The sequence below is a fragment of the Bacteroidales bacterium genome, from assembly GCA_023228145.1.
Lineage (GTDB): Bacteria > Bacteroidota > Bacteroidia > Bacteroidales > CAIWKO01 > CAIWKO01.
In genome coordinates this window covers 32,223-41,969 of sequence record JALOBU010000026.1, presented here as the reverse complement: position 1 = coordinate 41,969, position 9,747 = coordinate 32,223, and the positions used below count along the sequence as shown (strand labels likewise).

The 9,747-nt window shown below is 38.9% G+C and carries 12 protein-coding genes; 1 reads left to right on the top strand and 11 read right to left on the bottom strand.

Annotated elements, in window-relative coordinates; genetic code table 11:
- From M0R16_11315 to M0R16_11280, 8 genes are all read right to left on the bottom strand, one after another.
- A partial coding sequence (locus M0R16_11315) for a hypothetical protein (GenBank protein MCK9613460.1) occupies window positions 1–261 on the bottom strand: 261 nt, incomplete at its 3' end.
- Window positions 262–322: 61 nt separating this feature from the next.
- Entirely contained in the window at window positions 323–1,669 is a 1,347-nt protein-coding gene (locus M0R16_11310; protein MCK9613459.1) for a permease, read from the bottom strand.
- A gap of 49 nt (window positions 1,670–1,718) precedes the next feature.
- Entirely contained in the window at window positions 1,719–2,432 is a 714-nt protein-coding gene (locus M0R16_11305; protein MCK9613458.1) for an aromatic aminobenezylarsenical efflux permease ArsG family transporter, read from the bottom strand.
- Window positions 2,433–2,436: 4 nt separating this feature from the next.
- Entirely contained in the window at window positions 2,437–2,841 is a 405-nt protein-coding gene (locus tag M0R16_11300) for a hypothetical protein (protein MCK9613457.1), read from the bottom strand.
- A gap of 4 nt (window positions 2,842–2,845) precedes the next feature.
- On the bottom strand, window positions 2,846–3,277 hold the full coding sequence (locus tag M0R16_11295) for a nitrophenyl compound nitroreductase subunit ArsF family protein (GenBank protein ID MCK9613456.1): 432 nt from the start codon (window positions 3,275–3,277) through the stop codon (window positions 2,846–2,848).
- A gap of 6 nt (window positions 3,278–3,283) precedes the next feature.
- A complete protein-coding gene (locus M0R16_11290) occupies window positions 3,284–3,817 on the bottom strand; it encodes a nitrophenyl compound nitroreductase subunit ArsF family protein (GenBank protein ID MCK9613455.1) in 534 nt (177 codons plus the stop codon).
- The gene (locus tag M0R16_11285; protein MCK9613454.1) at window positions 3,814–4,149 is read right to left on the bottom strand and encodes a helix-turn-helix domain-containing protein; all 336 of its coding nucleotides are present in this window, start codon (window positions 4,147–4,149) and stop codon (window positions 3,814–3,816) included. Before M0R16_11285 ends, M0R16_11290 begins: the two co-directional genes overlap by 4 nt.
- Before the next feature lie 3 nt (window positions 4,150–4,152).
- Window positions 4,153–4,392, bottom strand: a complete 240-nt coding sequence (locus M0R16_11280; GenBank protein ID MCK9613453.1) for a thioredoxin family protein — start codon at window positions 4,390–4,392, stop codon at window positions 4,153–4,155.
- Between the two features lie 108 nt (window positions 4,393–4,500).
- Here M0R16_11280 and M0R16_11275 point away from each other — a divergent pair, with 108 nt between their 5' ends.
- Window positions 4,501–5,985 (top strand): hypothetical protein, encoded by a 1,485-nt coding sequence (locus M0R16_11275; protein MCK9613452.1) that lies wholly within the window; start codon window positions 4,501–4,503, stop codon window positions 5,983–5,985.
- A 359-nt stretch (window positions 5,986–6,344) separates the two neighbouring features.
- Here M0R16_11275 and M0R16_11270 read toward each other — a convergent pair whose 3' ends face one another.
- From M0R16_11270 to M0R16_11260, 3 genes are all read right to left on the bottom strand, one after another.
- Complete coding sequence (locus M0R16_11270) at window positions 6,345–8,111, bottom strand: aldehyde ferredoxin oxidoreductase family protein (protein ID MCK9613451.1); 1,767 nt, start codon at window positions 8,109–8,111, stop codon at window positions 6,345–6,347.
- Window positions 8,112–8,197: 86 nt separating this feature from the next.
- Window positions 8,198–8,587, bottom strand: coding sequence for a four helix bundle protein (locus M0R16_11265; GenBank protein ID MCK9613450.1), 390 nt, complete (start codon window positions 8,585–8,587; stop codon window positions 8,198–8,200).
- 117 nt (window positions 8,588–8,704) lie between these two features.
- Window positions 8,705–9,721, bottom strand: a complete 1,017-nt coding sequence (locus tag M0R16_11260; GenBank protein MCK9613449.1) for a homoserine dehydrogenase — start codon at window positions 9,719–9,721, stop codon at window positions 8,705–8,707.
- Window positions 9,722–9,747 lie beyond the last annotated feature (26 nt).

The following is a 9,747-nucleotide window of genomic DNA, read 5'->3' as shown; positions in this document are numbered from 1 at the left end:
TTCAATTATCTTATAAATTTCACGCATCATATCATCGTGTTCTGCTTCGCCTTCTTTCGACCAACGTGGCTCATAAGCGCAACTGCACTTCCATGAAGAAGCACATGCCTTTGGTTTTTCTCCCTTACGAAGCATATCAGTACAGGCTAAAAGTGAACGTACATCATAGTTTGTATATTTCTCATTATGCCCGTTATATTCAGGAGAAATTACCGCATATTTTTCAATAAACCTGTAAATACGTTCAGCAAGTTCTTTCATTTCATTTTCTGTTACAGAACCATCAAACATTTGTTGAACTGAAAAAATGATTTAATAAAACCTAAAAAATACTTCCATAAATCAAACCTGATATAGTGGCCATCACAACAACTAAAACCACATAAACAATAGTCTTTTGTGTTCCCATTACACCCCTGATCACGAGCATATTTGGTAATGACAATGAAGGGCCGGCAAGCAGCAAGGCCAAGGCCGGACCTTTACCCATTCCTGAGGCAATCAGCCCTTGTAATATGGGTACTTCTGTCAGCGTTGCAAAATACATAAATGCACCAACAACAGAGGCAAAGAAATTCGAAAAAACGGAGTTGCCACCCACCAGCCATTGTATCCATTCGTTGGGTATCACTCCGGCAATAGTTTTCCCATCGTGAGTTGAACCGAGAAGGAAACCTGCTGTAACAACACCAATGGCAAGTAATGGAAGTATCTGTTTGGCAAAGCCCCATGTTGATATTGTCCATTCTTTATTTTCCTGGTCTTTTTTATCAAAAAGCGTGATGATACTTAATGCGGCAATGCCAACGATCATGGGCACCAGCGAGCTGAGTTTCGAATCAGCAATAAACAAGGTGGAAAGTATGGCGGCCGCCGCTGTTGCTATAACGGCAAAAAGTACCCACTGCCATTTGATTTTTAATATTTTTATCAGCGAATACACCAGAAACAATCCGAAAAATCCGGTGATATACCATTTGTAATGCCATATATAATACCATAGGCTTGAACTGTCGCCTTCAGCCGGGCTGCCCCAGTTTGCAAAAACCAAAATAAGTATCAGCGTAAAAAAATGAAAGGATGTTTGCCACATAGGTCGTTTTTCGGGTGGAAGTTGTATATTCATCTGGTCTTCGCGTTTTTGTTTTTCTTCTTTACGGTATATCAGCGACATAATTACTCCAATAATTACGCTGAAGAAAACAGCTCCAACTGTACGTGCAACGCCCATTTCAAAACCTAAAATACGTGCCGTTAATATAATGGCAAGTATATTTATTGCCGGTCCTGAATATAAAAAGGCAATGGCAGGGCCTAAGCCAGCGCCGCGTTTGTGAATACTTGAAAATAAAGGCAATATTGTGCAAGAGCATACCGCAAGTATGCTTCCCGAAACAGCAGCCACTGAATAAGCCAGCCATTTTTTTGCGTTGGCACCAAAATATTTCAGTACCGAACCCTGGCTGACAAATACTGAAATTACTCCGGCAATAAAAAAAGCAGGCAGCAGGCAAAGAATTACATGCTCACGGGCATACCATTTGGCTAAATCAAAGGTTGCGTCAATGGCTGTTGTAAAACGGGCACTATCTATTGGTAAAAAAAACACCGCCCCGAATACCAATGCGATCCAGATCAGAATTTTAATTTCTTTTTTTGTTTCCATCATAATACGTTTTTGTATTTCGCAAAAAGGCGAAATGAATTTATAAAAAATTTTATGAAATTAATTTTTGTATGTAAAAAATATATACATAGTAAAATCCCACAATAATAAAGACAACAGCAATTACCCGCCTGAACCACTTTTCGAAGATCTTTACTTTATTGTAAAACCCTCCTAAACTGGAAATGCTGAATGCCAGCAGATAAGCCACAATAATTACCGGCAAACCGGTTGCAATAGCAAAAATTAATGGCAGAAACAAGCCTGAAGGACTACTGATGGTGATGGGGATCAACATGCCAAAATACAGCACACCACTATATGGGCAGAATGCAAGCGCAAAGACTACTCCCAGCAATAGCGCACTCCACCAGTTGTTTTTCTTGTTTTTCCCCATTCGTTCTGTCAACTTTCCGCTGCCGGGTAGTTTTATCTTAATAAAGTCGAGCATCAGTATGCCGATTAGTATCAAAAGAGGCCCTAAAAATTTTTCACCGTGCGACTGCAAAAATTTGGCAATATGAAAAGTACTGGCACCAAAAAATAAAATTACACCAATTGTTGTATAGGTGATTGCTCTTCCCAGAGTGTACCAGAGGCCGTTAAAAAAAATCTTTTTACGATTTTCGAGGTCTTTGCTTATAAAGCCAATAGCAGTAATGTTGGTAGCAAGAGGGCATGGGCTTATGGCAGTCATAATACCCAGTATAAAGGCAGATAAAAATGGAACATTCGTCCCATCAAGCCAGTTTTGTAAGAAATCCATAAAATTATTTTATAAATCCGTCTATCTTGGCAATAAGCTCTTTTTCAAGGTTTTCTTTTTTTTGGTCGAGCAAATAACTTTTTACAATATCTGTCACGTTTATGCTGATTTCTTTTTTCTTCTTTTTCTTAACAATAATAACCGTCTGGGAGGTGGCCTGATATTTTTCTATCAGGGCTTTATTGCTTTCATCGGCAATTTTTACTTCTTTGAAAACAACATTTCCCGTGGGATAGTTTTTTTCTACGATACCCTTGATGTCAGCTTCCAGTGCGTTGCATGCCCTGGCTTTGCAACAGGCAAGGTTGGCTTTGAAATACAAAACTTCTGCTTTTCCTTTGGTGCTTTGTGCAAAAAGGGCAGATACAGAAATGATGATTAATGCTAAAAATAATGCAGTTCTTTTCATTTTTTTATTTTATTGATTCATTAATTTTTGATTTTAGTTCTTCCATGAAGGTTTCGGGTTTATGTACCTTCTGAAATGCCCAGTTTGAAAGGTCCTCAGTTTTATCTTCTTTGCCGTTAATATAATATGTTATAGCCAGTGTTGCGCCGTAAGCATCATATTTTTTTACCAACTCTTTGTTTTCAGCCTGCTCACAGTTGAGTACATAAAGGTCAATAATTCCTAATTCCAACTGCTCAGCAAAATTAGTATCAATGGTTTGTTTTACATATTTTTCTATTGAATAACAAGTATTACAACGATTTGTGATATGAAAATAAAGTACCCTCACTTTCAGATTCTGTGGGTTGTTTGAAATGATAGTATCGCCGCTGCTTTGACCATATCCATGAAGCGACACAAAAAATAAAATTAATATAAAAGTTAGCTTTTTCATTGTTCTTTATTTTAAATATTCAGTGATTTTGCTTTTTAAAATCTCAATAAATTTTTCTTCTTTGTTCCTTGCAAATTTGAAGCCATCACCTGTCATGTCGGTTGTGGCTTCTTTCCCTTTATAGATTCTGGTCACAAATAAACCTGAACCAAATGCCTGGTATTTCTCTGCGATCTTAGCATTTGCATCTTCATCTACATTTAAGATATATTGTTTGATCCTGCCTTGTTTAAGTTCTGCAGAAAAGTAAGTATTCAGTGTTTTTGTAGTGGCTTTTTCTATGGCTATGCAGGACACACAACGGTTCGTGATATGAAAGTTGTACACCAAAACTTTAGATAAATCTTTTTTTTGTTCAACAACATCTTTTTTATCTGTCGTATCTGTTACCGGTAGCGAGTCAATGCTTTTTTGTTCAACTTTTGCTATGGTGTCGCTTGTCAACTGGTCGTCTGTTTTTTTGTTCGTTTGATTGCATCCTAAAAATAACATAACTGTTAAAACAAGTGTCAATGATTTTAATACTATTAATTTTTTCATAGTTCAATTTTTTTCTTGTTATTTATTTTGCCTTTATTCAAAAATTCTTCCATGAGCGATTTTGCAATTTCCCATTTTTTAGTGTTTATACAATATTTTATTATAGGAGGCTCTATCTCACCTTGTATCAAACCTGCATATTTCAGCTCTTTCAGATGTTGTGAAAGTGTGGAACGGGCTATAGGAATGTCTCCTATCATTTCGCCACTAGTGCAGCATGTGTTCAGTCCGTTGAGTTTTTCAAGAATATAAACACGTGCAGGATGACTCAGTGCCTTGGCAATAAGAGCAATCTGCTTGTGTTGCTCCGTAAATTTTGGCTTGGGCGACATGGCTTACTTGTATTTTTCGAATATCTCCTTTAATTCTTTCGTGGACGGAATCCTGCCGCTCAGGATCACTTTCCCGTCTATCACGAGCCCGGGTGTGCGCATGATGCCATAATTCATTATCTGAACTATGTCTTCCACTTTCTCCACAGTGGCATCAAGATTTAATTCCTCCACAGTATTTTTTACCGACTTTTCGAGAGTTTTGCAATTCGGGCAACCTGTGCCTAAAACTTTTATATCCATAGTAATTTTACTTTATATGTTTATATTTCGCAAAATTACGAAATGATTTTTAATTAGCAAAAAAAAATTAAAAATTCAGTGATTTTTTAAAATGCAATAAATTTGCAAATGCAAATGTTCAAAAAATACCTGCCGGCAATTATAGTTATTTTATATTTTTTTCTGCATTTTCCTTTTCTGAAATGCGACCCCGACACGCTTGTTGACCCGACGATTTATATGCGTGATGCCTGGACTGACGAAGGGCTTTATTCATCACAAATAAGAAATTATGTTGACCATGGCACTTTCAGCATGACAGAAAACTCTACTTTCGTCAGGGGACCTTTGTTTAATGTGATACAATATCCTTTTTTCAGCATTTTTGGCACAAAGCTGATTGTCGGCCGCCTGATAGTGTTGTTATTCTCATGCCTGGTGCTCTTTTTATTTCTGATACATTCAAAACTCCGCTGTTTTGGATTTTTTATGATGGTTTTTGCGCTGCTTGAATTCCATGTTTTTCAGTTTACACATTACAGCATGGCCGAAATGATGGGTACATCATTTATCTTGTTAGGCTTATATTTTTTATTCCGTTCAAGGGAGGCAGGTTCGGCAAAGAAAGAAAGATGGCTGATTTTCTTTTCTGTGTTTGCCATGTTTTGCTGTTACAGCACTAAAATTCAGTTTTTGTACGCAGGGGTCATTGTGCCAGCAAGTATGTTTTTTATTTCGCTGAACAGTACTCTGAACAGAAAAAAAATCCTGCTGAAGGACTATTCAGCATTTCTTTGGACAATGGCTTTCTCGGCATTTTTTGCGTTGTTGTATTTTTTAGCATGGTTTCTTCCCAATAAAGAATTTTACATGTACGTGATGTCGAGTGAAACAAGCGGAAGGTTTCCTGTCAGATTAATAGAATTCTGGAATGTAGCAAAATTCAACTATAAACATATTCTCTGGCTTGGATCGTTTAAAGTCTTTGTAGCGAACTTCTACCTGATGCTTGTTGTGGCTCTGGCATTTTTTGTTTTCAAAAAAAATAAAGCCAGACATTTTGAAATCAGCGTTTTTGCGTTTGTATGGCTCGTTATTGAACTGCATAAAATCCCCATGACTTATCTGCCAAATCAATACCTGACAAGTACCCTGGTTGCCGCAGGTGTTTTTGTTGCCTCAATATATGCTGAACTTATGGCATATTTTAAAAAGTTAAAGTATGTTTTTCTGTTTGCTGCTTTGATTATCGGGTTGTATAACCTTAAGAAAGACGGAGGTGCGTATAAAAGAAGGTCTTTTCAACTGGAGGCTATCAACAGTTATCTTGCTGGTTTTGATTTAAAAGGCAAAATGGCCTTAGGTGCCTGGGCGGCATCATCCACGTGGGATTGTAAGGCATATACCATTCCGGTATGGGATAAATATTTCAACTGGAAAGATCCTATAAACACATACAAACCCACTTTAATCCTTACCGAGCATGATGAAAAAGATGCAGATTACTGTTATAAAAATCAAGGCATTGACCTTCATCAGGTTTCGGATTCCAGCAGGACTTTCAGTGTTTCGTATTACAAAGTGGTGGTTTACTGGATAAACCAAAATAAATAAATTGACGGAAATCCACTTTAGGAAATATGTGTCTGCTAATGATACTTTCCAATTCCCATCCTTCAGTTGAATAACCAAAATTGAATATTGATTGCTTTCTGCGTAATCTGCGAGATCTGCGGGAACATATTTTTTATCCTGCTGACCCGCCTCGGCGAACGCTGGTTTTCTCAATGAAATATTTTGAGAGAAGTTTTATTTTTGAATTCTTGACTTTCTTGTGTCATGGTCTGTGCAACTCTTTTTTTACTGTGTACATTGAGGTAAAAAAGGATTATTAAACCACAGGGACACTGAGCAAGACACTGAGATCTCCGATTGTCTCACACTGCGAAAAAACAATTTAGTTTTGGATAACGCTATATTTCAAACTCTTTAAGTACCTCGGCAGTGGGAGCACCTTTTGCGTCCCATTTGCGCATTTTGTAATATTCATGAATGATGGTTTTAAAATAATCTTTTTCCATTTTTTTGCCTTTCATAAACCCAGCCAGGCTTTCTTCGCTGAAAAAGCGTTCGGGCAAAGTGTCGTCGGCATCGCTACGGCCGTTGCGCAGGTTGTAGGCTCTGGATAAATGGTTTATTCTTGCGCCGATTTTAAGCAAATCTTCAGCCGTGTGCTTGCTTCCTGTTGCTGCATTGAGAATTTCAGCAAGCACTGCGAGGCTCAAAGGCACAAAGTCGCAAATTACCATGCTGTTGCGGACATTCACGGTGTCAATGCCTTCAAAAACGGCAGGCAGGATATCTTCAACTTTGAAATCCGGCCCCATCTCTGTTTCTGCTATCCATAAGCGGGTGTGGCTTGCAAAGTCAGCAACAGCCATGGCAACTCCCATGGTTAAGGAACCTTTAGGGTTTATTCCCGACAGCTCCATACCACAAATTTGTATGGCAAAATCCAGGCTTCCCTTGCCAATTTTCAGCGCAGCTTCTCTGGTGCCATCGGCAAAAACTTTACCCAGACCTTTGCGGTGCGACATCTGATGCAACAGTTCACGCTGGGCTTCGGCATTTCCCCAGTCAAGCTGCAACCCAAAAGTGTTTTCCAGTAATCCTTTTTCATAACATTCCATGGCAAATCCTACAGTTCCTCCGGCGCTGATGGTGTCGAGGCCAAGGTCGTTGCATATCTCATTGCCAAAAGCTATGTCTTTGATATTAGAAATTTCACATGAGGATCCAAGGAAAGCTGTGGTTTCATATTCCGGGCCTTCTATTTCGTGGCCATCCCAGCGTGCCCATTTGGAGCAGCGTATAGAGCAATTGTAGCAGCCTGTATCCTCCCAGTTGAGCTCTTCACGGGTGGTTTCCGAGCTTAATTTTTCAAATTCTTCGTATTGTACCTTCTGCCAGTTTTTTACAGGAAGTATCTCGTTGGTCTGACAACTGCGTATGCATTTCATAGTGCCTTTTTGCCGGCGGAATTTGACATTGGGGTTGTTTAAAATATTTTTCGTTGCATCAAGATTAATGGCTTTGAATTTTTCTTCGTCGAAATATTTTATGGGGATGTTGCCGTCAACCACTATGGCTTTAAGGTTTTTGGAACCCATCACAGCCCCCACGCCGCCGCGCCCAAACTGCCGGTGCTTGTCAATGCCGATACACGATATTTTCGAGAGGCTTTCTCCGGCAGGGCCTATGGCTGCTATTCTTGGGTCAATACCGCTATGGCGTTTTTTTAGTTCGTCATTGGTATAAAAAATTCCTTTACCCCACAATTCAGCGGCATCAAGGATTTTGACTTTGTCTTCATAGATATAAATATAAACAGGTTTTTCAGCTTTTCCCGTGATGTATATGTAATCGTAACCGGCAAATTTTAATCTTGGGCCAAAGCTTCCGCCACAATGGCAATCCTGTGCACATCCTGTGAGTGGCGAACGTGTTACAAGCGTGGTGCGGGCGCTGGTTTGCATTTTTGTTCCGGTGAAGGGTCCGTTGATAAATATCAGAGGATTTTCAGGATCAAACGGAGCAGGACTCGGATTTAACCGGTTGAGCAAAGCAAAGCCCATTCCTTTAGCGCCAATGTACTGGTCGATAAGTTTTTTTTCTGTTTGGCCAAATTCTATTTTTTGAGTTGTTAAATCTATTTTCAGATATTTGTGTGTGTAGGACATTTTTTATTTTTTATTAAAGGTTTAAGGTTACAGGTTATTTGTGAGGCTTAATGGTTGCATATTCATTTATTATTTAGAGTTTGGAGTTACCTGAATTTATCCCCCTTATATTCGGTTTTTTTTAGGTAGTCAATAAATTTTGAAATTTGTTTGCTGATCTCAAGAATGCTTGAGGATAAATCGTTGAATTTTTCTTCAGTTATATATTTTCTGTCGAATACTCGGTAAAGCTGTGATCTCGCTTCACCTGCAGAGGCTTTAGAAATATAAAGAAACTGAATAAATTCTTTCTTGCCTCCTCTTTCAAATCCTTCTGCGATGTTGTCCATTACAGAACCGGAACTTCCATTCAACTGGTCTTTTAACGCATAATCTTTACAGAGTCCGGTTTCAGTCAACAAAATGAATATTTCATGGCATAAACATCTTGCTTTTTGCCATATCTCAAGATCTTCAAATCTATTAATTTTTGACATTATTATAGCAATTAATTATCAGGAACCTTCCAACCTTCTAACCTTCCAACCTTCCAACCTTCCAACCTTCGAACTTTCTAACCTTCAAACTTTCAAACCTTCCAACCTTAAATTCTTCTAACCTCTATGTATCGCTAAAATATCCGTCAAAATTGAAAATCCGGTTTCAATTCTTCCTGCCCCGGGGCCTACAATGGTAACATCTCCGAGCATGTCTGTAGTAAAGGTCAAAGCGTTTTTTGCTCCCATCACTCCTGCAAGAGGGTGTGTCAGTTCTACCATCTCAGGATTAACGGAACCGACAACCTTGTTGCCTTTCTTTTCCACACAGCCGATAAGTTTCCAGCGTTTGCCTTCTTTCTTTGCTTTTTCAATATCTTTTGGGGTGATTTTAGTTATCCCTTTGCACGGAATGTCGTTTATTTTTAATGGTGCGCCCATTACCACATTCGCCAAAATGCACACTTTGCCTCTTGCGTCATAACCTTCCACATCACCTGTCGGGTCCGCTTCGGCATAACCCAATTCCTGAGCCACTTTCAACACGGAGGCATAGTCCATGCCTTTCTCCATTTCAGTTAACATATAATTCGTGGTGCCGTTCAAAATGCCTTTAATTTTGCTTATTTCACAACCGGCCAGCGGCCCTTTGCTCAGGTTGATTATGGGTGTGCCTGCCACCACAGTGCCTTCTATCATGAATTTTACACCGTTCTTTTTGGCTAGTTTGTCGAATTCCTGAAATTTCAGGGCTGCAGGGCCTTTGTTACTTGTAACAACATTTTTCTTTGAACTTAGCGCTGTTTTAACATGTTCAATAGCCGGGCCACCGGTTTTCAGGTCGGTGTATGTGAGTTCACATACAATGTCGGCATTGCAGTTCTTTATCAGTGAAAGTGTGTCTTTCTTGTAGAGGTCTTTCGTGAATTTTTTCTTTGCTTTGGCAGTTTTCAGCATATAGGGTATGTCAAGGCCTTTCGGGTTGTAGCAGTTGCCGTAAGCAAAGTCGGCCACAGCCACAATGTCGTAATCGAACTTGTAATTATCCTTCAGATATTTCTTTTTGTTTAGGAGAATTTCGCTGATACCCTGTCCAACGGTACCGAAGCCTATAAGAGCAATTTTATGTTTCATAAAAATTTTAATTTAATAATATAAAT

Coding starts and splice junctions, on each gene's coding strand:
- M0R16_11275 (MCK9613452.1), top strand. CDS start 4,501: ATGCAAATGTTCAAAAAATACCTGCCGGCAATTATAGTTATTTTATAT.
- M0R16_11295 (MCK9613456.1), bottom strand. CDS start 3,277: ATGAAAAAGCTAACTTTTATATTAATTTTATTTTTTGTGTCGCTTCAT.
- M0R16_11300 (MCK9613457.1), bottom strand. CDS start 2,841: ATGAAAAGAACTGCATTATTTTTAGCATTAATCATCATTTCTGTATCT.
- M0R16_11285 (MCK9613454.1), bottom strand. CDS start 4,149: ATGTCGCCCAAGCCAAAATTTACGGAGCAACACAAGCAGATTGCTCTT.
- M0R16_11280 (MCK9613453.1), bottom strand. CDS start 4,392: ATGGATATAAAAGTTTTAGGCACAGGTTGCCCGAATTGCAAAACTCTC.
- M0R16_11270 (MCK9613451.1), bottom strand. CDS start 8,111: ATGTCCTACACACACAAATATCTGAAAATAGATTTAACAACTCAAAAA.
- M0R16_11260 (MCK9613449.1), bottom strand. CDS start 9,721: ATGAAACATAAAATTGCTCTTATAGGCTTCGGTACCGTTGGACAGGGT.
- M0R16_11265 (MCK9613450.1), bottom strand. CDS start 8,587: ATGTCAAAAATTAATAGATTTGAAGATCTTGAGATATGGCAAAAAGCA.
- M0R16_11310 (MCK9613459.1), bottom strand. CDS start 1,669: ATGATGGAAACAAAAAAAGAAATTAAAATTCTGATCTGGATCGCATTG.
- M0R16_11290 (MCK9613455.1), bottom strand. CDS start 3,817: ATGAAAAAATTAATAGTATTAAAATCATTGACACTTGTTTTAACAGTT.
- M0R16_11305 (MCK9613458.1), bottom strand. CDS start 2,432: ATGGATTTCTTACAAAACTGGCTTGATGGGACGAATGTTCCATTTTTA.